Annotated in this window: 27 protein-coding genes; 15 read left to right on the forward strand and 12 right to left on the reverse strand. The window is 64.3% G+C overall.

Annotated features, from left to right (window positions below; genetic code table 11):
- Nucleotides 1-30 precede the first annotated feature (30 nt).
- From ACR65W_RS16340 to ACR65W_RS16350, 3 genes are all read right to left on the reverse strand, one after another.
- On the reverse strand, nt 31-4,131 hold the full coding sequence (locus ACR65W_RS16340; RefSeq protein WP_434502873.1) for a DEAD/DEAH box helicase: 4,101 nt from the start codon (nt 4,129-4,131) through the stop codon (nt 31-33).
- A 141-nt stretch (nt 4,132-4,272) separates the two neighbouring features.
- Nucleotides 4,273-6,126, reverse strand: a complete 1,854-nt coding sequence (ilvD, locus tag ACR65W_RS16345) for a dihydroxy-acid dehydratase (protein ID WP_434502879.1) — start codon at nt 6,124-6,126, stop codon at nt 4,273-4,275.
- Nucleotides 6,127-6,324: 198 nt separating this feature from the next.
- A complete protein-coding gene (locus ACR65W_RS16350; protein ID WP_434500321.1) occupies nt 6,325-6,582 on the reverse strand; it encodes an acyl carrier protein in 258 nt (85 codons plus the stop codon).
- 211 nt (nt 6,583-6,793) lie between these two features.
- On the opposite strand from ACR65W_RS16350, the gene ACR65W_RS16355 reads away from it, so the two are divergent.
- From ACR65W_RS16355 to ACR65W_RS16380, 6 genes are all read left to right on the forward strand, one after another.
- Nucleotides 6,794-7,564: a hypothetical protein gene (locus ACR65W_RS16355; protein WP_434500320.1), complete on the forward strand. Its 771-nt coding sequence runs from the start codon at nt 6,794-6,796 to the stop codon at nt 7,562-7,564.
- Nucleotides 7,565-7,581: 17 nt separating this feature from the next.
- A complete protein-coding gene (locus ACR65W_RS16360; protein ID WP_434500319.1) occupies nt 7,582-8,193 on the forward strand; it encodes a malonic semialdehyde reductase in 612 nt (203 codons plus the stop codon).
- 12 nt (nt 8,194-8,205) lie between these two features.
- Nucleotides 8,206-8,595 carry a DoxX family protein gene (locus ACR65W_RS16365; RefSeq protein WP_434500318.1) on the forward strand — a complete coding sequence of 130 codons (390 nt, stop codon included), beginning with the start codon at nt 8,206-8,208 and terminating at the stop codon, nt 8,593-8,595.
- 79 nt (nt 8,596-8,674) lie between these two features.
- Complete coding sequence (gene pgsA / locus ACR65W_RS16370; RefSeq protein WP_175094538.1) at nt 8,675-9,283, forward strand: CDP-diacylglycerol--glycerol-3-phosphate 3-phosphatidyltransferase; 609 nt, start codon at nt 8,675-8,677, stop codon at nt 9,281-9,283.
- On the forward strand, nt 9,280-9,531 hold the full coding sequence (moaD, locus tag ACR65W_RS16375; RefSeq protein ID WP_014889776.1) for a molybdopterin converting factor subunit 1: 252 nt from the start codon (nt 9,280-9,282) through the stop codon (nt 9,529-9,531). The genes pgsA and moaD overlap by 4 nt, the downstream gene beginning before the upstream one ends.
- Before the next feature lies 1 nt (nt 9,532).
- The gene (locus tag ACR65W_RS16380; RefSeq protein WP_434500317.1) at nt 9,533-10,000 is read left to right on the forward strand and encodes a molybdenum cofactor biosynthesis protein MoaE; all 468 of its coding nucleotides are present in this window, start codon (nt 9,533-9,535) and stop codon (nt 9,998-10,000) included.
- Here the strand turns inward: ACR65W_RS16380 and ACR65W_RS16385 are convergent.
- Nucleotides 9,997-10,575, reverse strand: coding sequence for a Yip1 family protein (locus ACR65W_RS16385; RefSeq protein ID WP_434500316.1), 579 nt, complete (start codon nt 10,573-10,575; stop codon nt 9,997-9,999). The genes ACR65W_RS16380 and ACR65W_RS16385 overlap by 4 nt on opposite strands.
- 148 nt (nt 10,576-10,723) lie before the next feature.
- On the opposite strand from ACR65W_RS16385, the gene ACR65W_RS16390 reads away from it, so the two are divergent.
- Nucleotides 10,724-11,707 (forward strand): UPF0104 family protein, encoded by a 984-nt coding sequence (locus ACR65W_RS16390; RefSeq protein WP_434500315.1) that lies wholly within the window; start codon nt 10,724-10,726, stop codon nt 11,705-11,707.
- Between the two features lie 60 nt (nt 11,708-11,767).
- On the opposite strand, the gene ACR65W_RS16395 is transcribed toward ACR65W_RS16390, so the two are convergent.
- The 3 genes from ACR65W_RS16395 to ACR65W_RS16405 all read right to left on the reverse strand — a co-directional run bounded on the left by ACR65W_RS16395 (nt 11,768) and on the right by ACR65W_RS16405 (nt 13,447).
- Nucleotides 11,768-12,043, reverse strand: a complete 276-nt coding sequence (locus tag ACR65W_RS16395; RefSeq protein WP_014889772.1) for a DUF1153 domain-containing protein — start codon at nt 12,041-12,043, stop codon at nt 11,768-11,770.
- 269 nt (nt 12,044-12,312) lie between these two features.
- Nucleotides 12,313-13,044 (reverse strand): cytochrome c biogenesis CcdA family protein, encoded by a 732-nt coding sequence (locus ACR65W_RS16400; RefSeq protein ID WP_434500314.1) that lies wholly within the window; start codon nt 13,042-13,044, stop codon nt 12,313-12,315.
- Between the two features lie 4 nt (nt 13,045-13,048).
- Nucleotides 13,049-13,447, reverse strand: coding sequence for a thioredoxin family protein (locus ACR65W_RS16405; protein WP_434500312.1), 399 nt, complete (start codon nt 13,445-13,447; stop codon nt 13,049-13,051).
- Nucleotides 13,448-13,542: 95 nt separating this feature from the next.
- Between ACR65W_RS16405 and mobA the strand changes: the two genes are divergently transcribed.
- Nucleotides 13,543-14,157, forward strand: coding sequence for a molybdenum cofactor guanylyltransferase MobA (gene mobA / locus ACR65W_RS16410; protein WP_434500311.1), 615 nt, complete (start codon nt 13,543-13,545; stop codon nt 14,155-14,157).
- Between the two features lie 44 nt (nt 14,158-14,201).
- On the forward strand, nt 14,202-14,771 hold the full coding sequence (locus ACR65W_RS16415; RefSeq protein ID WP_434500310.1) for a hypothetical protein: 570 nt from the start codon (nt 14,202-14,204) through the stop codon (nt 14,769-14,771).
- On the opposite strand, the gene ACR65W_RS16420 is transcribed toward ACR65W_RS16415, so the two are convergent.
- Together ACR65W_RS16420 and ACR65W_RS16425 are read right to left on the reverse strand one after the other, a co-directional pair.
- On the reverse strand, nt 14,768-15,799 hold the full coding sequence (locus ACR65W_RS16420; protein ID WP_434500308.1) for a cysteine synthase A: 1,032 nt from the start codon (nt 15,797-15,799) through the stop codon (nt 14,768-14,770). The genes ACR65W_RS16415 and ACR65W_RS16420 overlap by 4 nt on opposite strands.
- A gap of 30 nt (nt 15,800-15,829) precedes the next feature.
- The gene (locus ACR65W_RS16425; RefSeq protein WP_434500307.1) at nt 15,830-16,714 is read right to left on the reverse strand and encodes an aldose 1-epimerase family protein; all 885 of its coding nucleotides are present in this window, start codon (nt 16,712-16,714) and stop codon (nt 15,830-15,832) included.
- Nucleotides 16,715-16,886: 172 nt separating this feature from the next.
- On the opposite strand from ACR65W_RS16425, the gene ACR65W_RS16430 reads away from it, so the two are divergent.
- Nucleotides 16,887-17,576 carry a MarC family protein gene (locus ACR65W_RS16430; protein ID WP_434500306.1) on the forward strand — a complete coding sequence of 230 codons (690 nt, stop codon included), beginning with the start codon at nt 16,887-16,889 and terminating at the stop codon, nt 17,574-17,576.
- Nucleotides 17,577-17,593: 17 nt separating this feature from the next.
- On the opposite strand, the gene ACR65W_RS16435 is transcribed toward ACR65W_RS16430, so the two are convergent.
- From ACR65W_RS16435 to ACR65W_RS16445, 3 genes are all read right to left on the reverse strand, one after another.
- Entirely contained in the window at nt 17,594-18,784 is a 1,191-nt protein-coding gene (locus tag ACR65W_RS16435) for a lipase-like domain-containing protein (protein WP_434500305.1), read from the reverse strand.
- 41 nt (nt 18,785-18,825) lie between these two features.
- Nucleotides 18,826-19,719 carry a tyrosinase family protein gene (locus ACR65W_RS16440; protein ID WP_434500304.1) on the reverse strand — a complete coding sequence of 298 codons (894 nt, stop codon included), beginning with the start codon at nt 19,717-19,719 and terminating at the stop codon, nt 18,826-18,828.
- A gap of 108 nt (nt 19,720-19,827) precedes the next feature.
- Nucleotides 19,828-20,139 (reverse strand): hypothetical protein, encoded by a 312-nt coding sequence (locus ACR65W_RS16445; protein WP_434500303.1) that lies wholly within the window; start codon nt 20,137-20,139, stop codon nt 19,828-19,830.
- A 409-nt stretch (nt 20,140-20,548) separates the two neighbouring features.
- On the opposite strand from ACR65W_RS16445, the gene recJ reads away from it, so the two are divergent.
- From recJ to ACR65W_RS16470, 5 genes are all read left to right on the forward strand, one after another.
- A complete protein-coding gene (gene recJ, locus ACR65W_RS16450; RefSeq protein WP_434500302.1) occupies nt 20,549-22,345 on the forward strand; it encodes a single-stranded-DNA-specific exonuclease RecJ in 1,797 nt (598 codons plus the stop codon).
- A gap of 278 nt (nt 22,346-22,623) precedes the next feature.
- Nucleotides 22,624-23,628: a septal ring lytic transglycosylase RlpA family protein gene (locus ACR65W_RS16455; RefSeq protein ID WP_434500301.1), complete on the forward strand. Its 1,005-nt coding sequence runs from the start codon at nt 22,624-22,626 to the stop codon at nt 23,626-23,628.
- An 89-nt stretch (nt 23,629-23,717) separates the two neighbouring features.
- Nucleotides 23,718-24,905 carry a D-alanyl-D-alanine carboxypeptidase family protein gene (locus ACR65W_RS16460; protein ID WP_434500300.1) on the forward strand — a complete coding sequence of 396 codons (1,188 nt, stop codon included), beginning with the start codon at nt 23,718-23,720 and terminating at the stop codon, nt 24,903-24,905.
- Entirely contained in the window at nt 24,902-25,576 is a 675-nt protein-coding gene (gene tmk, locus ACR65W_RS16465) for a dTMP kinase (RefSeq protein ID WP_434500299.1), read from the forward strand. The genes ACR65W_RS16460 and tmk overlap by 4 nt, the downstream gene beginning before the upstream one ends.
- Complete coding sequence (locus ACR65W_RS16470) at nt 25,573-26,643, forward strand: DNA polymerase III subunit delta' (RefSeq protein ID WP_434500298.1); 1,071 nt, start codon at nt 25,573-25,575, stop codon at nt 26,641-26,643. The genes tmk and ACR65W_RS16470 overlap by 4 nt, the downstream gene beginning before the upstream one ends.
- Nucleotides 26,644-26,716: the final 73 nt, after the last annotated feature.

Raw genomic sequence — 26,716 nt, forward strand, 5'->3', positions numbered from 1 at the left:
CATTGATCTGCCGCGGAGGCGCCTGGCTATTCAGGCGCCGCGCAGCAATTGCAGCAGCGCCTCGGCGTCCAGCTTGGCGCTCAGTTCGCCGCCCTGCAGCAGGCTGTCGGCCAGATCGCGCTTGCGTCCGTGCAGGGCGACTATCTGCTCCTCGATGGTGTGTTCGGTGACCAGCCGGTAGATGGTCACCGGGCGCTGCTGGCCCATGCGGTGGGCGCGGTCGCTGGCCTGGTCCTCCACCGCCGGGTTCCACCAGGGGTCGAGGTGGATCACGTAGTCGGCGGCGGTCAGGTTGAGGCCGCTGCCGCCGGCCTTGAGGCTGATCAGGAAGACCTCGCCAACGCCGGCCTGGAAGGCCTGTACCCGCGCCTGGCGCTCCTTGGCCGGGGTGGCACCGTCGAGGTACTGGTAGGCGATGCCGCGCTCGTCCAGCCAGGCGCGGACGATGCTCAGGTGGTCGACGAACTGGCTGAAGACCAGGGCCCTGTGCTGGTTCTCCAGCAGCTCCTCGACGATTTCGCCGAACGCCTGCAGCTTGCTGCCCTGCAGCGGGCTGCCGGGCATGACCAGCGCGGGGTGGCAGCAGAAGCGGCGCAGGCGGGTGATGGCCGCCAGCACGCGCATCGCCTGGCCGTTCTCGGGGCCGGCCTCGCCGAGGCCGTCCACGGCCTCTTGGCGCAGGGCCTCGTACTGGTGCGCTTCGTCCTCGGACAGCGGCACCTTGTAGGTGATCTCGGTGCGTGCCGGCAGTTCGTCGAGCACCTGGCTTTTCAGGCGGCGCAGGATGAAGGGCTGGATCAGCGTCTTGAGGGCGCGCCGGCTGCCCGCGTCGCCCTGTTCGATGGGGGTGGCGAAGCGCTGGGCGAAGCTGTCCTGGCTGCCGAGCAGGCCGGGGTTGATGAAGCGGAACAGGTTCCACAGCTCGCCCAGGTGGTTTTCCAGCGGGGTGCCGGTGGCGATCAGGCGGAAGTCGGCCCGCAGGGCCATGGCGGCCTGGGAGCGCTTGGTCTGGACGTTCTTGATCGCCTGGGCTTCGTCGAGCACCACGCTGGTCCAGGGCTGGGCGGCGAAGGCAGCGCTGTCCTGCTGCAGCAGGCCGTAGCTGACGATCACCAGGTCGAGCGGGCCGAGGTCGTCCAGGCGGCGTTCCTGCTGGTAGTCGCGCAGTTGCAGGCTGGGCGCGAAACGCCGGCTCTCGGCTTGCCAGTTGAGGCACACCGAGGTCGGCGCCACCACCAGCTGTGGGCCTTGCGCGGCGCGGTAGAGCAGCAGGGCGAGGGTCTGCACGGTCTTGCCCAGGCCCATGTCGTCGGCCAGGCAGGCGCCGACGCCCCAGCGCGCCAGACGCGCCAGCCAGGCGAAGCCTTCCAGTTGGTAGTCGCGCAGTTGTGCCTGCAGGGTGCCGGGTAGCCGGGGTTGGTAGCTGCGCAGCGATTCGAGCTTATCCAGGTGCGCCTGCCAGCGGGCATCGGCGTTGAATTCGCCGACTTCCCCGGCCAGGCTGGCCAGCAGCGGTGCGGTCAGCGGGCTCAGGCGGGCGCCTTGGTCGGTGATCCGGTCGGCCAGGTGCGCCAGTTCGTCCAGGCGTTTGCGCAGGTTGTCGTCGAGAGCCAGCCAGTCGCGCTCGTCGAGCTTGAGGAAGCGGCCCGGGCTGGCCTTGAGCAGTTCCAGCAGCTGCCGCAGTTGCAGCACCTTGCCGTCGTCCAGGCGGATTTCGCCCTGCAGAACGAACCAGTCACCCTGCTGCTTGAGGCCGAGCTTGAGCTGACTCAGTCCGGTCTTGGCCTTGATGCGCATGCGCTCGCCTTCCGGCCATACGCACTGCAGCTGTTGGCCATCCAGGGCGTGCAACTCGCTGAGCACCTGCAGGGCGTCCTGGGGCTGATCCAGTTGCCATTCCTGGCCATCGCTGTCGGCGCGGGCCAGGCCGGGGCAGGCGTCCAGCACCCGCTGCAGGGCCTGGCGCTCGCCGGTCAGGTCACGGCACGCTTGCACCGCCTTGCCGTCCAGCTCGCCCAGCAGGTTTTGTGCGCCATGGCCGGGGCGCAACCAGCCGCCCTCGGCCAGCGGGCGCATCAGCAGTTGCAGGCGTAGCCCCGCTTGCAGCGGCAGCAGGTGGGCGTAGAGGGTCGCGTCGGCCGGGATCTGCTCGAGGTGGCTGGCCAGTTCGGGGATGTCCGAGTGGATCGGCAGCAGCGGGGCGATGGCGCCGATGGCTTCGACCAGTTGCGCCTTGGCCGACTGCGGCACGCTCAGACCGGCGCCGACGATATCGGCGATCTGCCGCAGTTCGCGGCTGATCGGGTAGAGCAGCAGGCGGGTCGGGGTTTCCTTGTGCAGCATCAGCCCGTCCTGCTCGGCGATATTTTCCGGTTGCAGGCGCAGGTGGATCTGACCGTCCCTGGCTTGCAGCTGCAGGCTGGCTTGACCGCTTACCAGGTCGATGCGCACGTCCGGTGCATCGCTCCAATACAGCGCCGGATGGCCGACCAGTCGGGGCAGGGCCAGTTCGGCCGGCAGTTCATAGTGGACACTGCCGTAGTAGGCGTGACTCATTTGAATCATGCGGATGGCCTGGCGATCCTGCTCGCAGAGGAAGTCCATGGCCTCGCCGTCTTCCAGCAGGCGCTTGAGCGCAACGGCGCGGCCTTTGCTCCATTGGCCTTTGGCGCCGAGCTTCTGTTCCCGCGGTTCGACCTTGTCCATATAGCTGCCGAGGCTGATAAACCAGGCCAGGCGCGAGGTCTTGGGGGTGTTCGAGCTGGTCGCGGCTTTGCCCGGCTTGAGCAGGCTCAGCGCGGTGAGGGCGTGCTGCCAGGTTTCCTGGCGCTGGTAGAGGTTGACCAGGGGCTGCAGGCCGGCGCTCTGGTGCAGCTCGGCGAATAACGGAGGCTGGTTGAACTGCACGGCCCGCAGCGCATCGAACTCCGCCGCCAGCCAGGCATAGCCCTGTTCGCTGAGCTCGTCTCGGTAGTCCTGCAGGCGGTTTTTCCAGGCCTCTTGCTTGGCCAAGGGTTCATCCAGCCAGTACAGCGCCAGGGCCAGGAGCAGCCCGTGCAGGCCGTTCAGCTGCTGGGGCAGCTGGTGCAGGCTGCCCTGCAGCGCCAGGTTGTTGCCCTGAAAGCGCTCATACAGGCAAGAGAGGCCTTGATAGGCAGCGTCATAGCCCGATCTCAGTCCGCTATCCAGGGCCTGGGCGAGCTTGGCCGACTGCCGTTGTTCGGGGATGCCGATCAGGGCCAGGCAGTACAGGGCATTGAGGGTGGGCGGCAGGTCGATCTTGCGTTTCTTGGTCTGCTTGCGTACTTCCTTGAGCCAGGCGTCGATCAGTGTCACCACCGCCTCTTTCTGCCCGCGCAGCAGGTACTGGATGGCCTGCTGCATCATGTCCAGGCCATGCTCGCCGAGCTGTTCCAGGGTATTCCAGTCGCCGCGCCAGAATGCCTGCAGCAACAGCTGCAGGCCCAGAGTAGTGTCCAGCGTACGCGTGGTGAAATGCGCCAGGCCCAGCTTGTAAGCCTGGCCGACCGGCATCAGCGGGGCGTTGCACAGGGCGAGGAAGTCTTCCAGCAACAGTTGGCGTGCCTGTTGCGCGAGACGCTCGAATACCTGCTGGCCAGCGGCGTCGCGCTGCAGGATGGTGACGGGGTGCAATTCCAGCTGCTGAGTTCTGGGTATCAGCTGGGCGAAGCGCAGCAGGGACGCCTGCAGTAGCTTGCTTTCGGGTTTGAGCAGGGCCAGCCAGAGTGTCTGCAGCGCGTACCCTTGGCTGGGGGCTTGCCAAGGCTGGGGTGTTGGCAGATCGAGCTGAAGGCAATGCAGCCAGGCGTTGCACTGGTTGTGCTGGAGCAGATGCTGCAACACCAGGGTACGTTGCTGGGCGGGCAGGCAGAACAGCTCTCCCGAGCTACGCCGTTCAATGATCAGCCAGCCAAGTTTTCCCAAGGTGTCGAGCAGGGGGGGCAGCTTGCTGGCATCGAGCAGTTTGCCTTTGTCGTCCTGGACGCTCATCGCCCTGAGCGGCTTGAGCAGCGCCGTCTTGCCCTTGCCGGGGAAGGCGGTGACCAGGGCGAAGAGCGCGGCTTGGCAGTTGTCTGGGAGCCTATCAAAGCTGAGGCGTGTGCCGCTCATGCATCGTCCTGTTGGCTGGGTGTGTTGGGGAATATGCCGCGGCTTCGCCATGTTCGTCTTAAGCGTTACATTTTCCAGCGGCCGTTAACCGCACAATGCAGAAGCCCGGCACAGGGCCGGGCTTCTGCAGGGGTGAGCTGCTTAGGGCACCAGCTTTTCCAGCAGCGCCTTGTCACGAACAGCGCCCTTGTCGGCGCTGGTGGCGAGCAGGGCGTAGGCCTTGAGCGCGGTGGTGACCTTGCGTGGGCGGTTTTCCACCGGCTTCCAGCCCTTCTTGTCCTGTTCCACCCGGCGTGCGGCCAGCTCTTCATCGCTGATCAGCAGGTTGATCGAGCGCTCGTGGATATTGATCAAGATCTTGTCGCCTGCGCGCACCAGACCAATGGCGCCGCCCGCAGCGGCTTCCGGTGAGGCGTGGCCGATCGACAGGCCCGAGGTGCCGCCGGAGAAGCGGCCGTCGGTGAGCAGGGCGCATTGTTTGCCCAGGCCCTTGGATTTCAGGTAGCTGGTCGGGTAGAGCATCTCCTGCATGCCCGGGCCGCCCTTCGGGCCTTCGTAGCGGATGATCACGATGTCGCCGGCCTTGACCTCGTCGGCGAGGATGCCGCGTACCGCGCTGTCCTGGCTCTCGTAGATCTTCGCGCTGCCCTCGAACACCAGGATCGACTCGTCGACCCCGGCGGTCTTCACCACGCAGCCGTCGAGGGCGATATTGCCGTAGAGCACGGCCAGCCCGCCTTCCTGGGAGTAGGCATGCTCGACGCTGCGGATGCAGCCCTCGGCGCGATCAATGTCCAGGCTCGGCCAGCGGGTGCTCTGGCTGAACGCGGTCTGGGTGGGGATGCCGGCCGGGCCCGCCTTGAAGAAGGTATGCACGGCCTCGTCGTCGGTCTGGGTGATGTCCCACTGGGCGATGGCGTCGCTCATGCTCGGGCTGTGCACGGTGGCTACGTCGGTGTGCAGCAGGCCGCCCCGGGCCAGCTCGCCGAGGATGCTGAAGATGCCGCCGGCGCGATGGACGTCTTCCATATGGTACTTCTGGATATTCGGCGCGACCTTGCACAGCTGCGGCACCTTGCGCGACAGGCGGTCGATGTCGCGCAGGTCGAAGTCGATCTCGGCTTCCTGGGCCGCGGCCAGCAGGTGCAGGATGGTGTTGGTCGAGCCGCCCATGGCGATGTCGAGCGTGATGGCGTTCTCGAAGGCTTCAAAACGCGCGATCGAACGCGGCAGCACGCTTTCGTCGTCCTGCTCATAGTAGCGGCGCGCGAGATCGACGATGAGATGGCCGGCTTCGACGAACAGGCGCCGGCGATCGACATGGGTCGCGAGAATCGAACCATTGCCGGGAAGCGACAGCCCCAGCGCCTCGGTCAGGCAGTTCATGCTGTTCGCCGTGAACATGCCGGAGCATGATCCGCAGGTCGGACAGGCCGAGCGCTCGATCGTCGCGACGTCCGCTTCGCTGACCGTGTCGTCCACGCCGGCGACGATCGCATCGACAAGATCGAGCGCGTGCTCCTTGCCAGCCAGCACGACCTTGCCGGCCTCCATCGGACCGCCGGAAACGAACACCGTCGGAATGTTGAGGCGCAGCGCCGCCATCAGCATGCCCGGCGTGATCTTGTCGCAATTCGAGATGCAGACCAGCGCGTCGGCGCAATGCGCGTTGACCATAAATTCGACGCTGTCGGCGATGAGATCGCGCGAGGGCAGGGAATAGAGCATCCCATCGTGGCCCATGGCGATTCCGTCATCGATCGCGATGGTGTTGAATTCCTTCGCGACGCCGCCGGCCTTTTCGATTTCGGCGGCGACGAGCTGGCCGAGATCCTTCAAATGCACATGGCCCGGAACGAATTGGGTGAAGGAATTGGCGACCGCGATGATCGGCTTGCCGAAGTCCTCCTCCTTCATGCCTGTCGCGCGCCAGAGGCCGCGCGCGCCGGCCATGTTGCGGCCGTGGGTCGTCGTGCGTGAATGATAAGGAGGCATTGAACTCTCGCCGTCGCGAAGGCTCGTCATTCGAGCCTTTCCAAAGACGACTATCGCAGCCAACGAACCGCCGCAACTGCGGTGGGAGCAGCCGAAGCCGCGGCTTTCGCGGCGTTTAGCCCTGCGCGTGCGCCGAGCAGGACAAGGTCAGCGTGGGCGCGAGCTCTCGCGCCCTGCATGAGCTGAAGCGCGCGCTGCTTAAGCGGCGCGGCGCTCCGCCGACGGCGCCAATTTGCTGACGCAATCATGTATGGCGGCGATCGAAACGAAGCTTTGCCGCTGGAGCATGGAGACTGGGAACTCGACGTCGAAGGCTTCTTCCAGCGCGAGCATCGTGCGGATGGCGGCAAAAGGCGTCAGCCCTGCGCTGTAGAGATCGTCCGAATCAGACAGATGTTCCACCGGGGTATGCAGACGGCCGTGCTCTTGCAGCAAACCGCGTATCTTATCAATCATCGATCCAACTCCATGAGCTCCGCGGTTGAAGCGGGCTGCAGCGTTGTTGTCGCGATAAGCGCGAGGGTTTCCTAACAACCTGAACTAGCGCGCCAAGGATTCGGGCGCCTCGCCTGAACGCAGGATGAATTCGCCGCGCGTCGGGCGAGTCGTGGCTTACAAATGGTTAATCTAATGCTCGGCTCTGTGGCCGTTTCTGTTGACCTGCGCTATGTTAGCGGCGATGCGAACGCCGCTACTTCTTCCGCTGACGATCGTGGTCTTTCTTGGAGCCCTGCCGGCCGGATTCGCGCTGGCGCAGGCGTCGGAGGCGCCGTCGATCGAATCATTTGGCGAGGAAGAGGGCGATTTCCTTTTCATCCCTGGGATTGGAAGGATTCCGCTGCCTCCTGGGACCCGCGCGCTCGGCCCCGGACAAGGCGGACGCGATCTTGATCCAGAGCGCCGCGCGCCGGCCGCGGCGGCGCCGCCCCCGCCGCCCAAGGACCCCGATCAGCAGCGGGCCGAAGAGATGGCGCGGCTTTACCTTCGCCTGGAGCAGGCCGAAGACGAGCGGGAGGCGAAGGGCGTTTCGGCGGCGATCGTCAACCGCTGGGCGCGTTCGGAGTCGGACACGATCAGCCTGCTTGCGGCGCGCGCCCTTGCGGCGGACGCGGCCGGCGCGCCGCCTCTCGCCCTGAAGCTTCTCGACTATGTGGTCGCGCTCTCGCCGAAGTGGGCGGAAGGCTATGTTCAGCGCGCTAAGGTGCGGGCGGAGCAGGGGGACGACGGCGGCGCGATCGCCGACCTCGAAACCGCGGCGACGCTTGAGCCGAAGCGTTTTGACGCGCTCGCCGCTCTTGGCGCGCTCAAGGAGAAGACCGGCGACAAGAGAGGGGCGCTCGCGGCCTATCGGAAGTCGCTGGCGATCTCGCCCCAGCAGGAGTCGCTCCGCAAAGTCGAGGAGCGTCTGCATATTGACGTCGAGGGGCGCGACATCTGAACGCTGCGGGGAATGCGATGACGACGATTGAGAGGCACGCTCCGGGTCCGGTTGCGCCCGAAGCGCTGGAGCAGATCTTTACGGGAGCGCGAACCCATAATGGCTGGCTTCCCAAAGAGGTGCCGGACAGCCTGCTCGAACTCGCCGTTGACTACGCGAAATGGGGCCCGACAAGCGCCAACTGCTCGCCGATGCGCATCATCTTCGTGCGCTCGCCGGAGGCGAAGGCCCGGCTCGCGCCGGCGATGTCGGACGCCAATCGTCCGAAGACCATGGCCGCGCCCGCCACGGCGATCGTCGGCTATGATCTCGATTTCCCTGAGAGTCTCCCACACCTTTATCCGGCGACGGACGCGCGCTCCTGGTTCGTCGGCAATGAGACGCTGATCGAGGAGACGGCCTTTCGCAACGGCTCGCTGCAGGGCGCCTATCTTCTTCTCGCGCTGCGCGCGGTGGGTCTCGATTGCGGACCGATGAGCGGTTTCGACAGGGCGAAGGTCGACGCGGAATTCTTCCAAGGAACGCGGATAAAGTCGAATTTTCTGATCAACATCGGATACGGTGATCCCGCAAAGCTCTATCCTCGCGGCCCGCGGCTCGCTTGTGAGGAAATCGCGACGATTCTTTAGGAGGCCAATTCCATGACTCTGCGGATTATTCCCCAACGCTTCGCCCCGCACGCGCAGGGACTGCTGCGCATCGCCGCCGCTTTGCTGTTCATGCAGCACGGCGCGGCCAAGCTTTTCGGCGTCCCACATGTCGCGATGTTCGACAATTTGAAGCTGTTCTCGCTCTTGGGCGCGGCTGGAGTCCTTGAGCTTGTCGGCGGACTGCTGCTGCTGCTCGGCCTCTTCACGCGGCCCGTCGCCTTTATTCTTTCGGGCCAAATGGCGGTCGCTTACTTCTTTTTCCACGCCGGCCAGGATCTGTGGCCGCTCCTCAACAAGGGCGAGCTTGCCGCGCTCTACTGCTTCGTATTTCTGTTTTTTGCAGCGGCAGGGCCCGGCGCCTTCGCGCTCGACCGCGAGTGACTTCGCATTTCGCAAACGATTTCCGGCGGCGACGCCCTTTCTATTGACATTGGGGGCGGGGGACATATTCCCTTGCGGTATGTCTCAGACGGCCCTCACCGCCAAGCGTCGGTCTCAAGCCTTGGCGCTGCCTAATCTGCTGACCTATGGCCGCATGGCCGCCGTCCCGGTGGTGGCGGGGCTGCTCCTGGGCTTTACGGAGCACTGGGCGCGCTGGGCCGCGCTCGGCATTTTCATCGCCGCGGGGGTGACGGACTTTCTCGACGGCTATTTCGCGAGAATCTGGCAGCAGCAGTCGCCGCTCGGGCGGATGCTGGACCCCATCGCGGACAAGTTGCTCGTCGCGACGACCCTGATGGCGCTTGTCGCCGATCGAACGGTCGCCGGCTGGACGATCTGGGCGGCGATCATCATTCTGTGTCGTGAAATTCTGGTGTCTGGTTTGCGGGAACACTTGGCCGAGCTCAAGGTGCGCTTGCCCGTCTCCGCGATCGCCAAATGGAAAACAGCGGCGCAGCTCGTGGCGCTCGGCTTCCTGATCGCCGGACCGGCCGGCGAAGTCGTTCTCCCCGGCACGGTCAAGATCGGCGCGGCGCTCTTGTGGGCCGCGGCGATTCTGACGCTTTATACCGGGTTCGACTACCTGCAGTCGGCGTGGAACCATTTCGGAGAAGACGAGGCGACATGAAGGCGCTGTATTTCGCTTGGGTGCGCGAGCGCATCGGTCTGGCGGAAGAGGAGATCGCGCCGCCGCGTGAAGTGGTCACGGTCCGTGAGCTGATCGAATGGCTGTCCGCGCGGGACGAGGGATATGCCGCCGCTTTCGCCAATCCGGCGACGATCCGCGCGGCCCTCGACAAGACGCATGCGGCGCCTGACGCGCCAATCGGCGCAGCAAGGGAGATCGCCTTCTTCCCGCCGATGACGGGCGGCTGAGATGACGCCGCGGCCGACTCCGGCGGTGCGCGTGCAAGCGGAAGATTTCGATCTTGGGCGGGAGCAGGCGCTGCTGACGGGCGGGCGGCGAGACGTCGGCGCGCTCGTCAGCTTCCTAGGCCTCTGCAGGGACGAGGACGGCGCGCTCGAGGCTTTGGAGCTCGAACATTATCCCGGAATGGCCGAGGCCGAGATCGGTCGCGTCGCCGACGAAGCGCTCGAACGATGGCCTTTGCAGGGATTGACCGTCATTCACCGCTTCGGCCGCATCCAACCGGGCGAACAGATCGTCCTCGTGCTCGCGGCGGCGCGCCACCGCGCTGACGCTTTCGCCGCCGCAGCGTTTCTGATGGATTTTCTTAAAACCCGCGCGCCCTTCTGGAAAAAGGAGCGCCGCGCCGATGGCGCGTCGGGCGATTGGGTCAGCGCGACATCCGAGGACGAAGCGGCCGCGGAGCGTTGGCGCTAGATCAGCTGCTGCGGCGCGATGAGATGCACCAGCCAGCCGTGCAGCGCGACGGTCGCGACGACGAGAAACAGCGTCGCGAGGGTGAAGACGTCGAGATTTTCCCTGGGCACGCGCATCATGGGCGGCAGACCGACGGAGAAAACATAAATTCCATAGAAGCCGAGCACGTCCAGCCATCGAAGGCCGGGAATCAAGCCGAACAGCGAGGCGAGCCAGACCGGCGTGTAGGAATAGGCCGTCAGCAACAGGGCGCGGCGGTCGTCGGTCTTCCCTTCGAAATGCGGCGCAATGGCCGATATGACGAAGGCGACGATAAAAATCGCCGGCAGGCTCAGCAGATACTGCACGAAGGCGCGATAAAGCCCGCCCGCGAACGTCGGGTGCATGATTCCTTGCGAGCCGTAGGAGAAGCCGAAAAGCCACGAGCCGAAGAAGCTCGCGAACGGCGGAAGCAGCGCCAATATCGCAATATAATTTCGGTAGAGATCGAAGACGGACGTCTCCTCTTCCGAGATCTTTGCCCATTCGGTCTGCGGGGCCAGGATTAAGCCCTTGATCCGCGATAGCAATTGCATTTCGCCCTCCATTGATTCGCCGCAAGCGCTCATTACCGAGGCGGTCATGGAGCGGGGCTTGCGGGCGCCGGGTCCTCCATGCGAGGGAGAGTGCGGCCAGCTGCGGCCGGTTCGATGATCGACGGTGAAATCTAACGCGACGGGCCGCATGAGAAAACTGCTGGAATATTTTTGGCCGGCCGTCGGCCTCGTCGCGGTCGTCGCCTCGTTCTTCCTTCTCTATCACGAATTCAAAGGAGAGTCGGTCGGCGCCGAGGTTTGGGCCAATCTCCAGGCCATTCCGACAAGCCGCTATCTGCTCGCTGGGCTGTCGACGCTTGTCGCCTATGCGGCGCTCGCCTGGTACGATCGCATCGCGCTGCTGCACTTAGGCGTCAAACACATAAATTGGCTGTTTATTTCGGTCTGTTCGTTCACGACCTACGCCTTGTCGCACAACATTGGCGCAAGCGTTTTCTCGGGCGCCATGGTGCGCTATCGCGCCTATTCCACCAAGGGGCTGACAGCGACGCAGGTCGCCACGCTGGTGGTGTTGTGCTCCTACACCTTCGGCTTCGGCAATGTGCTGCTCGCCGGACTGTTGCTGACCTATGACCCCGCGATCATGCAAAGACTGTCGGGCTTCCTTCCGGACATAATTACAAACCCGAGCACAGCGCTCGTCGTCGGTTTGTCCTGCCTGGCCTTCGTCGTTCTATACATTCTCGGATCGCTCATGCATTTCCGCGCGATCCGGCTGTTCGGGCGTTTCGAAATTCTCTACCCGCGCCCCGGCATCATGCTGCGCCAGCTCTTCGCGGCTCCCTTGGAGTTGATCGGCGCCGCCGGCATCATCTATTTCGCGCTGCCGGAGCAGGGCAATCCCGGCTTTCTCGTCGTGCTCGGCGCGTTTCTCTTGTCCTTTTCGGCGGCTTTGGTGTCCCATGCGCCGGGCGGGCTCGGCGTCTTCGAGCTGCTGTTCATCAATGTCATGCCGGATGTGCCGCGGCTGAAGGTCCTGGCTGCGCTGCTCGTCTGGCGACTCTTCTATCTCATCGTCCCGCTGCTGATCGCGCTCGTCGTTGTCGCGCTCTTCGAACGCAGGAAACTCGTCGAGCGCTGGCGCCGGATAGAGGAACAGCCTCAAAAATAAAAAAACGCCGGCCATCGCGGACCGGCGTTTCGAATTTCTTGGCGTCTGTCGCCGCCGCGCTCACATGCGATATTGCTGAAGGCGCGTGGTCCGCAGTCCGGCGAGGCCGTGCTGGTCGATCGACATCTGCCAGCTCAGGAATTCGTCCACGGTCAGCGTGTAGCGACTGCAGGCTTCGTCGAGCGAGAGCAGGCCGCCGCGCACCGCCGCCACCACTTCCGCTTTACGCCGTATCACCCAGCGTTTGGTCGAAGCGGGGGGTAGATCCGCAATGGTCAGCGGACTGCCATCGGGACCGATGACATATTTGACACGGGGACGGTGCGTCTCGGTCATCTCACTCACTCGCTACTCAAACAGCCACGTTGTAGCGTCTTTATAGAGGCGCCGCTTTAAGAATTGCCTAAACGGATAGCCTCTATAAGCAATGGAAAATAAACTAAATTTTAGGAATATGCGGCGTTCGGAGACTTGGCGCGCCGACCGCGCAACCGCCAATACCAGAGCGGCGTCTGCTTTTGCCTGGGTTTGCTTGCATCGAGCGTCTTGCGCTGACCCGGCAAGGTTAGCATCTCGAGCATCGACCGTATTGATTTGGCGAAGCGCTAAAAACGCGTCGTTAACTGCGTCAACCATTCTGGCGAAGCCGTGACAAGCGCCGCCTCCAACGTCTTGTCGTAGCCTGACACGATCAACACGCCGATCAGCACGAGCGACGCGCCGAGCGCTTGCTTCGCCTGTTTTCCAACGGTCAGCAGCCGGTCCCGCCAACGCGCCATCGCTTGCCGTGATAGGGCTCCAAGCAACATCAGCGGCGCAGCCGCGCCGAGACCGAACGCGGCCATCGTCGCCGCGACGGCGCTCAGGTCTTCGCCGCGCGACGCGAGCACCGATGCGGCGCCGAGCGTCGGACCCACGCACGGGCTCCAAACGGCGCCGAGCAGCAGACCGACGCCAAACTGACCGAACATTCCGCCGCGAGCCCCCTCGCCAAAGGCCGCATTCAATCTGTCGCTGATCGGGCCCCCGGCGGCGGCGACGCGCGCCTGCAGCTCAGGCGCGAGCAGGATCACGCCCAGCCCGATCAGCAAAGCCGCCGCGACGAGCCGCAGCGAATCTCCATCGAGCCCGACGGCGAAGCCGATCGTCGCCATGAAAAGGCCGATGGCCACGAAGGACAGGGCGACGCCCAGCGCCAGAAGCGCCGGCGCGTAGCGATGCTCCGCCGCCGCGGCGCCGAGCACCAGAGGCAAAAGCGGCAGGACGCAGGGCGACAAAATCGATAACAGGCCGGCGACAAAGGCGACGCCGAAGGCGCCAAGCGCGCTCGCATCCATCGATTTACAGAGCCTTTGAGAGAAGCGCCGAAATCTCGCCCGGATCGGTCACTCCGACAGAGCGCCCGACTTCCTTATCGCCTTTGAAGACGATGATCGTGCTTTGCCGGTTGGCCTTCAGCGAGCGGAGAGCGCTCTTCTGGCCGTCGAAATCGACGCGGAACATGGCGACGTCGGCATATTTCGGATCGGCCTCGACGCGCTGCACCGCCGGCTCCTGCGCGCGGCAGGTTGGACACCACGGCGCATAAACATGCACGATGATCGACTTGCCGGCCGTTTGCGCGGCCGCGAAGGCCTGGGGCGTAAAACTCTGTTCCGCGGCGCCGGCGGGCGCGGCCGAATAAAGGATTGCGGAAACGAAAAGAAAGGCGGAAACGGCGAGTCGGCGACGCGAGATCATGTGCTTCCCTCGAAAGGCTGCCCCTTGCGCGAGCGGCGCTCGGGATTATGAACGAACATAATGGCGCCCCTCTTTGAAACCAAACCGGACAGCGCATGAACGACTGCATCGGCGTCATCCTCGCCGGCGGGTTGGCGCGGCGCATGGGCGGGGGCGACAAGCCGCTCGTCGAGATCGCCGGCCGGTCGATCCTTCAGCATGTGATCGACCGCCTGAAGCCGCAGTGCGGACGTCTCGCGATCAACGCCAACGGCGACCCCGCACGCTTTTCCGCCTTCGGACTGCCCGTCATCTCCGACAGCGTTGAAGGTTTCGCGGGCCCGCTCGCCGGCGTTCTCGCCGGCATGGAGTTTGGCGCGGCGAAAGGCGCGGCGCATGTGCTGAGCGCGCCGGGCGACACCCCGTTCCTGCCCGCCGATCTTCTCTCGCGACTTCAAGCCGCCCGAACGCGCACAGGCGCGACGATCGCCGTCGCCGCCTCGAACGGGCGAACCCATCACGCCGTGGCGCTGTGGCCGGTCGCGCTGCGCGACGATTTGCGGCGCGCGCTCGTTGCGGAAGACGAGCGCAGAGTGTCGGCCTTCATCGGGCGGTATGCGAATGTGATCGTCGATTGGCCGATCGAGCCCTACGACCCTTTCTTCAACGTCAACCGACCGGAGGATCTGGCGCGCGCCGATGCGATAGCCAAGGACGAGTCGCGCGGCTAAATTGACGCGCAGCCAAGGCTGAAGAGACCGGCGCAGGATGGGACATGAGCGAGCGGACAAAAAAGGGATTGACGAGCAAGGTGAAAGAGGAAGCCAGGGCCTTTTACCCGGTGTTCCTCTACGTGTGGTTCCTGCTCGCCGTGCTCGGCGTGCACAAATCGGTTGTTCTGTCGCAAGCGCATATCGTGCAGCATCAGGGCTTCGCCGCCGCCAAGGCGCTTGCGTTCGCGAAGGTGCTGTTTGTCGCCAACAAGTTTGGCATCTGGCGCGTCTTCGACAAAAAGCCGCTGATCGTGCCGATTCTGGCCAAGTCGCTGCTGTTCGGTCTGCTGCTCATCGGCATGGACGTCATCGAACAGGCGCTGCTGGAGCATTTTTGGCCGGCCCATGCCGACCATGACCCCGTGAATCTCGACAATCTGCGCACGCTACTGTCGGTCGGACTGGTCACCTTCGCCGCGCTGATCCCGTTCTTTGGCTTCCGCGAATTCGCCAAGCTGGTCGGGGAGGCGGAGCTGCGAAAGGTGCTCTTCGTGCGTCGCGAGAATTTCGTACCGCAGCGCGAGGCCGAACCTGCGGCGTCGCGCGCGCCCGTGGAACCGATCGAGGGCTAAACGAAGCCCGGATCCATCGCGACGGCGCCTTCGAGCCAGGGCGGCGTCGGCAGGTTTTGGCTGCGCAGGAAGTCGGCGTTGAAGAGCTTCGAGGCGTATCTTGCGCCGCCGTCGCACAGCACGGTCACAATCGTATTGCCGGGGCCCATATCGCGCGCCAGTCTGATGGCGCCCGCGACGTTGATTCCCGAAGAGCCGCCCAGCAACAGGCCCTCCTGCTCGGCGAGATCGAAAACGATGCGCAGCGCCTCGTCGTCGGGGATGCGGTAGGCGACGTCGACCGGCGCGCCCTCGAGATTGGCGGTGATCCGGCCCTGGCCAATCCCTTCCGTGATGGATGAGCCCTCAGCCTTCAACTCGCCGGTCGTGTAATAGGAATAGAGCGCCGCACCAAAAGGATCGGCCAGCCCGATCTTCACGTCCGGATTTCTCTCCTTGAGCGCCATGCCGACGCCGGCGAGCGTGCCGCCGGTGCCGCAGGCGCAAATGAAGGCGTCCACCGCGCCCTCCAGCGCTTCGTAAATCTCGGGCCCGGTGGTGGTGAGATGGGCGACGCGGTTGGCGACATTGTCGAATTGATTGGCCCAGACGGCGCCGTTCGGCTCTTCCTTGGCGAGGCGCTCGGCGAGGCGGCCGGAAAGCTTCACATAATTATTGGGGTTGGCGTAGGGAACCGCCGGCACTTCGACGAGCTGCGCGCCCTGCAGGCGCAGCATGTCCTTCTTTTCCTGGCTCTGGGTGTCGGGAATCACGATTACAGTGCGAAAGCCGAGCGCGTTGGCGACGAGCGCGAGCCCGATGCCGGTGTTGCCGGCGGTGCCTTCGACGATGACTCCTCCCGGCTTCAACAATCCTTTCGCGCGCGCATCTTCGACGATGGACAGCGCCGCGCGGTCCTTGACCGAGCCGCCCGGGTTCATGAACTCGGCCTTGCCGAGAATGCGGCAGCCGGTCGCTTTCGAGGCGCCGTGCAATTCAATGAGCGGCGTGCGCCCGATGGCTTCGATGACGCTGGAGGCGACGGTCATTTATGATTCCTGGCGAGTGGCGGTTCGTTCCTAGCCGACCGGCGGCTCCCGCTCAAAGGCGAAAATCGCGCCATGCCGCGCCTGCGCGCCCGGCGCCAGAATTCGCATCGAGGGCTTTTCGTAGAGATCGCCGTAAAAGTCGTCCGGATCGCCATGGCCTGTCCAGGGCTCTATGCACAGATAAGGGGCGGGCGGCAGCGTCCAAAATCCGACATGGGGGAAATCATCGAGCGTGACCGAAAGACGCGCGCCTTCGCCATTGTCAAACACCAGGCCGTGGCTCGCAAGATTGAGAAAGCACAGCGCGTCGCGGGTGAACATTTCCGGTTCGAGCGGCAGTCGCCGGCCGACAAGCGGCGTTTTGCGGATGGGTTTCGAGAAAAGCCCGCCCGGTCCGATGATGGGAACTTCGGCGCGCTCGGCCTTCTCGAATATGATCGTATGCGGCGAGGAAGAGCCGGCGAGCGGCCAGCGAAAGGCGGGATGCAAGCCGCAGGCGTAGGGCAGGGGTCGCGAGTCGGCGTTTATGACGATGAGATTATTTTCGAGCGCCCCGGCGCGAAGCTGGAACTCCACTTCGAACCGGAAGGCGAAGGGATAGAGCGCGCGGGTCTCGGCGTCGTCGACGAGCGCGAGGCGCAGATAGTCGTCGCGCCGCTCGGCGACGTCGAAGCGCTTTTTCCAGGCGAAGCCATGGAGCGCAAGCGGATAGGTCTCGCCGTCGACGCGCACGCGGCCGTCGCGCGTCCAGCCGACGACGGGAAACAGCACGGGCGCGGTCTGCTCCCAGACCTTAGGGTCCTTCGCCCAGATCATGTCGACTCCCCGCGCGCGCCAGCTCGAAAGCTCCGCGCCGAAAGCCAGGATCTCCGCGCCGTCGCCAGAGGCATGGGTGAGCTGAATCGCGTCGGTCATGGGTCAATTCCATCGTGAGACACAAGTCCAAGCGAATGCTGACAAAATCAGCGCGATCCTCCAGCGCGGCGCTTGAGCGGCGGCGCCCGCCGCAATAAGGTCGCGCCGCCACGCCGCTGCCGCCATACCCGCCACGCATGTTGGCGCAGCGCAACGCCAATGAGAAGGCCTTATGAACAGCAGTCTCGTCTCGGACATCGGCGCCGGAGTTTTCAGAACCGAGTTGACGCTCTTTTTCTCGACGTTCACGACGCTGCTGGCGGTCATCAATCCTTTTGAGGTGCTCCCGGTCTTCCTGTTGCTCCTGCGCGATAAGAGCAACCATGAGCGCGGTCGCGTGGCCTTCATGGCCTGTCTCTATGCGCTGCTGCTGATCCTCTTCTTCTTGTTCTTTGGCGCGGTGATCTTAAAAATCTTCGGCGTCTCGCTCAGCATGGTGCGCATCGCCGGCGGGATCGTGCTGATGAAGATCGGCTTTGAGCTTTTTTTACCCTCGTCGGACGGCGACGGAACGCCAGCGTTTGCCCGATCGACGGGCAATATCGCCTTCATGCCGCTTGCGATGCCGCTCATGATCGGCCCCGGCCCGATCGCCACCGTGCTCGGGATGATGGCCACCGTGGAGCACTCGTCTCATGAGGCGTTGGCGTTCGGCGTCATTCTCGGCGCGATATTTCTCGCCGTGGCCGTCACTTACGCCTGCCTCGCCTTCGCGACGCGGTTGACCACGATGCTGGGGCCGCTGGGGATTGACGCGGCGACCAGGATCGTCGGCTTCTTCGTCTCGGCGATGGGCGTATCGTTGATCTTCAACGGCGTCATGGACGCGCTTCGGTCGGCAGGCTTTGGCGGCTTGCATTAGCCGCTCTTCAGACAAGGCTAGAGGCTGCGCAAGGTCTCGCCGAGCCTCAGATAGATCTCCCGATGCGCGTCGCGCAGTCCGGGAACCCACGGCTTGAGCCGCGCGCCGACGACCGCGTCGAAATGGTCGAACCGCTGTCCGATGGCTTTGTCGAGATATTCGTAATACCAGCGCCCCGGCTTGAGTCTTTGGCGTTTAAAAACGCCTTCGCCTCCCACCGGCTCTTCCCGCGCCGTGAAGGGATATCTTTGCGAAATGACGCTCACCGCGCCATCATTGGGCCGCCACTGCGGCAGCGAAAGGTCGCCGCCGCCCCAACCGACGATCGGCGCCTTGGCGAAGTTGGCCTCGCGCGCCTGATAGAGCGCCGGCTGCCAGAGAATGGGATGGATCGTCGGGTCGGGCCGCCAGGTCTTGCTGAAAAAGCCAGATGCGCGAACATGCGTGGCGTTGGTCACCAGCGACAGATAATAGGTGCCCGGATGCGATCTGAACCGGGCGTTGGCCTTGCGGCAGCCCTGCAGCGTCATGTCGAAGGCGAGATTGTCCTCGCCGGCAACGAAGGCGCCTGCGTCCAGACGCGCCATCGCCGCTTTCGCGTCGGCTTCGCCATCTGTCCATTGGTCGAGATGGAGATCGAAGGGCTTGCGCATGGCGCTCGGCACGCCGGCGGCCATTCCGAGAAAATTGAATGATTCCGAAATGAACTGGCTCGGCCTGCGCTTGAGCCGTCCGTCTTCACGGTCGCAGCCGAAGCCGTAGGGCAGCAATGAGCCGTTGATGGCGCCGGCGACGCTGATCACCCCTTCCACCCAGCCGGCGTTGGTCCCTTGCCCCCAGAAATCGCTGGCGAGCAGCGCCTGCAACTGCATGGCGGTCTGGGCGCCCGCGCCATGGCCGACGAGGATCACCGGGTTTTCCGCCGACCACTCGGGCGCGAAAGGCTCTGTATATTCCCGCGAATAGCGGGCGTGACGGGCCTCATCGCTATGCCGGGCGCCATAGTCCACGCGTCCGCCGGCAATCTGAGCGAAAAGCTCGCAGGCGCGATCATGGAAGGAGCTGACCGGACCTACCTTCGCTTCGTGAACCGCGAAGGGTTCGCCGACCTCATCGAGCGCGTCGCCCCAATAGGGAAGTCCGAACTCTTGAGGCCCCCAGCCGAAGAAATCATGCACGAAAATGATATGAGTGGACTTGAGCGCCATCGCCGATCCGAATTCTATCGAAAATCAAAATGCTTCGGCGCTCAGGCGAGCGCGTCATATTCATAGATTTCGCTCACGTCGAGCGTTTCGCGCGGAGTCGCGCTGCGACCGAGCGGCGAGCTGATCGGATCATCTATGCGGTGACCCTTGAGATCCGCGCCCGCCGCCATATCGGGAACGTAAACGCGCCCATTTCGGGACATCCAGCTCTCCCAGAGGCGATCGATGTTGCAGTGATTGAGAAAAAAAACCGGATCGTTGGGCGAGGATCCGAGCAGCATCTCTCCGCCGACCCAGACGTGGACGAGATTGTGCATCGAGGTCGCGGAATCGCCGTCGTCGTTCATCCACCCTTCGATGCGATTACGAAAGCTGTTCGCGTCGGCGTCCCAATCTGGCGAATCATAGGGCGACAGCGCCAGCGCATTCGCCACATGCGCCGTTCTCGGCAGCGCGTCGGCGCTCACGCCAAAGGCGCGTCGGAGGCCGCGGTTCACCGAACGCAACTCTCCGGAAATATTCGTGGAGACGCGCACTCTGAACGCGGACGGATCGTTTGCGCGAAACGCGAACGGGCCGGTAGCGACCGGATTTCCCTCGCCGCCCATGCAGTCAGCGCCCCAGATCGTGGCCGCGCTCTGCTCCTGCGGCGGCAGGTCGCCGTCTTCCGCCCAATCCCAGTAGGGCAGACCAAAATTCGCGTCGTCCAGGACCCGCTGGAGGTTTTGCTCGAAAACCATCAGCATCACACGGTGCCATGGCGCGAAAATTGGCCCGCGGTGCGCCGCGTTTCGCTGCGCGGGATTTCCGGGCGGGGTCTCGATCATCATGGCGGTGACGTGCCAGATGACGAAAAGATCGTAGGTGCTCACTGAGCGCGCCGCGCCGGGAATGCCGAATTCATCGGTCGTTCGGCCGGACGCCTCATTTTTCAACAGCTTAACGCCTTCAATATATTGGTCCCGAACTCCTGGGTTCGTTGATATGTTGCTTCTGACGACGGCCATCGTCTCTCTCCTGAAAATCAATGCCCTCCTGAAAAATCAATGCTCGTGTTTTGCACCTTTCTTCGCGGCGGGCCTGCTTTTGCGAGCAGGAGGGGGCCGGCGCTTGCGGCTGGCTGGGGGCCGCCTCTTTGCCCGGGCCGGCTTTCGCTCGAACTCCTCGGGAAAGCCGTCAATCAGCGCCCGCACCATGTCGACCGCCGACGCGGTCTGGTAGTTCGGCAATGAATGACAATGAACCTGGCCGGAGGCATCGACGCCGAGCGGCGCGCGGACTTTCTTTCCGTCGACCAGGATCTTGTAGGTCGTGACAATTTCGATCTCGTGGCCGCGATAATTGTCCTGGCGCACCGACTGCGCGCCGCCCGCGCCATGACCAGCGTGCGCTGGCGCTTTGTCGCGCGCTCGCGTGAGATAGTCGCTGAGTTTGCGAGGGGCGGCGCCCGTCGCGAGCTTCTTGGTCTCCATAAGCTCTCCGCACGATTCCTTTTATGCAATCCGACGAAGCTGTAAGCGCGAAGGCTTTAAGTGCGCGAAAAATCTACAAACTTCAGTTGGATGTTCGCCTCATCAAAACGGACTGGATTGGAAATTTTTCACCAGCATTCTGACGCAGCCAATGGACAGTGATATCGAGTGAATTCCCAAGACGTTAGAATTGATGAACGATTTGCGCCACTCGGAGAGTCCCGCGCTCATCGCGATCGGAAGAACTTGCGTCGCTTGCCGGCGAGGCTTAGCGATTCGATTTGAGGCGCCAATGTCCGATTCGATGGTTCCCGCCTTTCTTGGAGTCGAGCGTTCCGTGCTCGGTCGACGTTGGCGCGGGCGGCTCGACGCTCGAGGCGAAGCGCAGGCGCTCGCGCTGACCCAGGCGCACGGCATCGACGATTTCCTTGCGCGGGTGATCGCCGGGCGCGGCGTGACGGTCGCCGACGCCGCTGGCTATCTCGATCCCAAGCTGCGCGACCTCCTGCCGGACCCGTCGTCGCTGCGCGACATGGACGCCGCGACGAACCGGCTCGCGGAGGCGATCGAAAAGTCCGAGCAGATCGCCGTTTTTGGCGACTATGACGTCGACGGCGCCTGCTCCTCCGCGTTGCTCATCGACTTTTGGCGCGTGGCCGGCGCGCCGGAGCCCTTGCTCCATATTCCCGACCGGATCATCGAGGGCTATGGGCCGAACGTCGAGGCGATCCGCGATCTCGCGGCGCGTGGCGCGACTCTGCTGGCGACCGTCGACTGCGGGACCTCAAGTCACGAGGCGTTCGCCGTGGCGCGGGCGCTTGGCCTCGATGTGATCGTCCTCGACCATCATCAGGCGCCGGAAGTCCTGCCGGACGCGCTGGTCGTCAACCCCAACAGGCTCGACGACCTTTCGGGGCAGGGGGCGCTTTGCGCCGCAGGGGTCGTTTTTCTTGTCCTCATCGGATTGTCGAGGACGCTGCGCGCGCGCGGCTGGTGGAGCGACGATCGACCAGAGCCGGATCTTCTCGCCGCGCTCGATCTCGTCGCGCTGGCGACAGTCGCCGACGTCTCGCCGCTTGCGCGGCTCAACAGGGCGCTCGTCGCCAAGGGTTTGATGGTGATGGCGCGGCGATCCCGTCCAGGGCTCGCCGCGCTGATGGACGCCGCCCGTCTGGATGGGCCGCCGCGCGCCTATCATCTTGGCTTCGCGCTCGGTCCACGCATTAACGCCGGCGGTCGGATCGGCGACGCTGGCCTCGGCGCAAGGCTTCTCACCCTCGCCGACGGCGCGGACGCGCGTCGTATCGCCCTCGAGCTGGACCGGCTGAATGGCGAACGGCAGGTCGTCGAGAAGGCGATTTTGGAGCAGGCGGTGGCCGCGGCGGAAGCGCAAGTGGCGGGATCCAATCGCCTGTCATGTCTCGTCGTGCACGGCCAGGATTGGCATCCGGGCGTTGTCGGGCTGATCGCATCACGCTTAAAGGAGCGCTTTAATACTCCCGCATTTGTTATTGCTTTCAATGGAGAATATGGAACAGGTTCAGGTAGGAGTTTAAGTGGCGTCGACCTCGGAGCGGCGGTACGGCGCGCCGTCGATCTGGGCTTGGCGGTCAAGGGGGGCGGCCATGCGATGGCCGCCGGCGTGACTTTGGCCCGGGGCAAAATCGACGACTTTCGCGCTTTTCTCGATGAGGCGCTGGGAGCGGCCGTCGACGCCGCGCGTCTCGACGATGCGCTGGTTGTCGATGCGGCAGTCGCCGGACGAGGAGTCTGTCTCGAACTGCTGCGACGGGTCGAGCGGGCGGGGCCATTCGGGCAGGGCAACCCTGAACCCTTGTTTGCTCTGCCTGAGCAGCAGGTCACATTCGCTCAGACGGTTGGGGCCGATCATGTGCGCGCCCGCTTGCGCTCGCGCGACGGCGCGACGGTTGACGCAATCGCCTTTCGCGCCCTGCACTCGCCGCTGGGCGAAGCCCTATTGAGGGGGGACGGCGCACAGCTTCACGTCGCGGCGAAACTGTCGCGCAATGTCTTTCGCGGCATCGAGCGCGTCGAGACGCGAATCGTCGATCTCGCGCGCGTTCAATGAAGCCGAGAAGACTGTGGCGCCAGGGCCACATCTGTTTTCAATCTCGGTGCGCGCACGCTTTTAGAGGGCGAGTGTCGCATTTTGGTCTCATTCGCGACGCCTGCTGACGTCAGCGTAACTGCGTTTAACGACAACTTCACACATCAACGAGACACTCCGCGGATTGTGCCGCGCGGCGGTTCCACGTCGCGCCGAAAATGAAGGACGCGTCGCCGCTTATGGGGCGTGCTTCAGTGCAGTCGGCGGCGGATCGAAGTTTGGTGGCAAGGACTGTCTGGATGCGATTTGTCGTCTTTAAAAGCGCTGCTCATGCGCCGCGTCCGCTGGTTCGCTCCTCAATCATCCTTTCCAAACTACTGCCTCTTGTCTGTCTCGGCGCGCTCGCCGGATGCTCTTCCACTACGGGATCGCATAGAAGCGCCGGCCTCGGCGGATTCGGTCAGATCGACCCGCGTTACGGCGTGCGTCCCAGCCCGAGGGTCATCGCGGAGGGCGAAGAAGTGCCGAAGGGCGGCGGCGCCTATATGGTCGGCAAGCCGTACAAAATCGCCGGCCGAACCTATTATCCGAGCGAGAGGCCCTATAAGGCGACAGGAACGGCTTCCTGGTATGGCTCGGACTTCCATGGGCGACGCACCGCCAATGGCGAAATATTCGACCGGGCGTCGATTTCCGCCGCCCATCCCACGATGCCGCTGCCGAGCTATGCGCGGGTCACCAATTTGCGCAATGACCGTTCGATCGTGGTGCGCGTCAACGATCGTGGACCCTATCATGGCGGACGCGTGATGGACGTCTCCCAGCGCGTGGCGCAAGCGCTCGATTTTCACGGCGTCGGCACGACGCGCGTCAAAGTGGAATGGGTCGGACGCGCCGATCTTGAGGGAGACGACGACGATAAGCTCCTCGCGACCCTGCGCGACGATGGCCAGCCGGCGCAGATCGACGCCCCGGTTATGACGGCGGCGAACGAGGATCCGGCGCGCGCGGCGCGCTATGATGATAGGGCGGACGCCGCCGAACTCTCGGCGCGCATCGCCTATGAGAATGGGCAGGCGTCAAATGACCAGGCGCTCGCCTACGCCAGGCAGGAGAGCGACGCGCCCCTGCCTCCCGCGCGGGAGCAACCCAGCATCGACAAAGAACCCGTCGCTTCGACCCAGAAGGTCAGGAAAGTTGTGGCGCCGCTGCCGCCAGTGCGGCCCGCACAATTCGGCGCCCGTCAAGCTTCGGCTCGCAACGCCATCCGACAGGCGCTGAACTCCTCGGTTCGAACGAACTGAGCGGCCCCACGCCGCGATTGCAATTTTCGGCGCCGCGCGCCATCTTCTCCCGGCTTGCCGCGCTGCGGCGTAAATGACGGGAGCGCGCCTTGCCGAAATTTCCCGGGCTGCATCTTATTCTGACCCTCTTCGCATTGTGGGCGCTTGGCGCAGCGCCGGCGCGCGCCCAGAATTTTCAGACAAGCGTCCCGAGCGCGATTCTGATCGACGCCGGCACCAACACCGTCCTGTTCGAGAAAGGCGCTGACGACTACCAGAAGCCAGCTTCGACGGTGAAAATTCTCACGGCGGAACTGATCTTCCAGGCCTTGGTCGAGGACAGACTGCATCTCGACGATGAATTCACCGTTTCCGAGCACGCCTGGCGCACCGGCGGAGCGCCGGCTGGCGGGTCGGCGATGTTCCTCGCGCTCAATAGCCGCGCCCGCGTCGAGGATCTCCTTCGCGGTCTCGTGATCCAGTCCGGCAATGACGCCGCGATTACGCTTGCGGAAGGTCTGGCGGGCTCGGAAGAAGCCTTTGTCATGCGGATGAACAAGCGCGGGGACGAGCTTGGCCTCGTCAAGTCGCGCTTCGGCAATCCCTGGGGCATGGACGGTCCCGACCAAAAAGTGACGGCGCGCGAAATGGCGAAGCTCGCGGCGCATATCATCAAGACCTATCCGCAGTTCTATGGCTATTTCGGCGAAAAGGAGTTCACTTGGAACAAGATTCGTCAGCAGAATCGCAATCCGCTGCTGACGATGAGCATCGGCGCCGACGGGCTGAAAACCGGCAATATTGACAAGAGCAGCGGCTATGGACTGGTTGGCTCAGCCACGCAGGAAGGCCGACGCCTTATCGTCGCCGTTTATGGCGCAAAGACTCCGAAGGAGAGGGCCGAAGAGGCGCGCAAATTGCTGCAATGGGGATTCCGCAACTTCGAAGAGAAGGAACTGTTCAAGGCCGGCGAACCCATCGGGCCTGCGCAGGTCTATGGCGGAACGAAGGGCTCTGTCGAGCTGACGGCGAAAGAGGACATCAAGGTGCTTCTGCCGCGCGGCGCGAACGAGCGGCTGATGGGCAAGATCGTTTACGAAGGCCCGGTGCTGGCGCCGGTCGAGGCGGGCGCGAGCGTCGGACGCCTCGAAGTGAAACGCGGAAACTCCGTCGTGCTCGAACAGCCGCTGCAGACTGCGGAATCGGTCGAGCAGGGATCGCTGCCGCGGCGCGCCTTCGACGCTATTTACGAATCCGCCGCCGCGGCCATTCACCAGAAACTCTCCGGCAAGAAATGACTTTCCAGGCGACGCCCGAAAAAGGCCGCTTCATCACCTTCGAAGGCGGCGAGGGCGTCGGCAAGTCCACGCAGCTTGCGCGGCTCGCCGAGCATTTGCGCGATTGCGGCTTCGAGGTGGTGACGACGCGCGAGCCCGGCGGCACGCCAAAGGCCGAGAAGCTGCGCGCCTTCCTGCTCTCGGGACGCGCCGCGCCGCTTGGTCCGCTCGCCGAGGCGGCGCTGTTCTCGGCGGCGCGCGCTGATCACGTCGAAACCTTGATCGCGCCCGCCTTGAAGCGCGGCGCATGGGTGCTGTGTGACCGCTTCGCTGATTCGACCCGCGCCTATCAGGGCGCCCGCGGCGGCGTCGACGCCACGACTCTGGCGCTGCTCGAAAGAGCGGCGGTGGGCGATGCGCGGCCGGATCTGACGATCATGCTCGATCTGCCGGCGCAAGAAGGCCTCACGCGGGCGGCGTCGCGGCGGCATGGCGAAGAGGTCGATCGTTTCGAAAGCGAAGCGCCGGCCTTTCACGAGGAGCTGCGGCAGGCCTTCCTCGACATCGCCGAGAGCGAGCCGGAACGCTGCTGCGTGATTGACGCCGGCATGACCATCGACGACGTCGCGCGAGCGGTGCAGCGGCTCGTTCACGACCGCTTCCTTGCGCACGCCGCACAAGCCGCGCAATGAGCCGCGAAGAGGCGAACCCGGAAAGCGATCGCTACGACGACGCCCCGCATCCGCGGGAGACCCTGGGGCTTTTCGGTCATGCCGCGGCGGAGCATGAATTTCTCGACGCCTACCGCCGCAACAAGATGGCGCAGGCGTGGATCATCGGCGGGCCGGAAGGCGTCGGCAAGGCGACGCTCGCCTGGCGCCTGGCGCGATTTCTCCTGGCGCATCCCGAACCCGCCGCAGCGGCGGTTCAGTCCGCGGAGAGTCTCGCGGTGCCCGCCGACTATCCGGCGGCGCGTCGGATCGCCTCAATGGCGCTTGCCGATATATTTTTGCTGCGCCGCGCCTGGAACGACAAGACCAAAAAGCATTTCACCGAAATTCGCATCGAGGACGTGCGGAAAGTTATTCAGGCCTTCCATCAGGGCTCAGGAAGCGGCGGCTGGCGGATCGCCATCGTCGACTGCGCCGACGATCTCAATCGCGCCAGCGCCAACGCGCTTTTGAAGCTCATTGAGGAGCCCCCGCAACGCTCGCTGTTTCTGCTCGTCGCGCATCAGCCGGGCCGCATGCTGCCGACGATCCGTTCGCGCTGTCGCAGACTGATGCTCGGCGCGTTGTCGCCAGAAGACACGATCGCCGCCGTGAAAAGTCTCGGGCCGCGCTGGTCGAAGGCGCCTGAATCGGACCTGCTCGTCGCCGCCGCGCGCGCCGAAGGCTCGGTGCGGGAGGCGCTGCGGCTGCTTGGCGATGACGGCGTCGCCTTCGACGCCGCCGTGCGCCGGCTTTTCGACAGATTGCCGCAGGTCGATTGGCTCGGCGCGCATATGCTGGCCGACAAGCTTACCGGCCGCGACAATGAAGCGGCCTATGAGACCTTCATGCGCGCGACGCAGCGCCATCTCGACTCGCGCGTCCGCGCGCTTGCGCAGACCGGCGTCGCTCCTTCGAGACTCGCCCGCTACGCGAGCGCCTGGGACGCCATTCGCGACGCCGCCAGGGAAACCGAGGTGTTCAATTTCGACAAGCGCGCGCTGGTGCTGGGGATCTTTGATAGGCTGGCGAAAGCCGAAGCCGGCTAGATCACGCTGCATTTGGGCGGAATCGCCCAAATGCAGATAACGTGATCGATTCCCAAAGCGCGCTCCAGGCGGA

Origin of the sequence: Methylocystis sp. (assembly GCF_051062815.1) — a bacterium.
In the GTDB taxonomy this organism is placed as follows: Bacteria; Pseudomonadota; Alphaproteobacteria; order Rhizobiales; family Beijerinckiaceae; genus Methylocystis.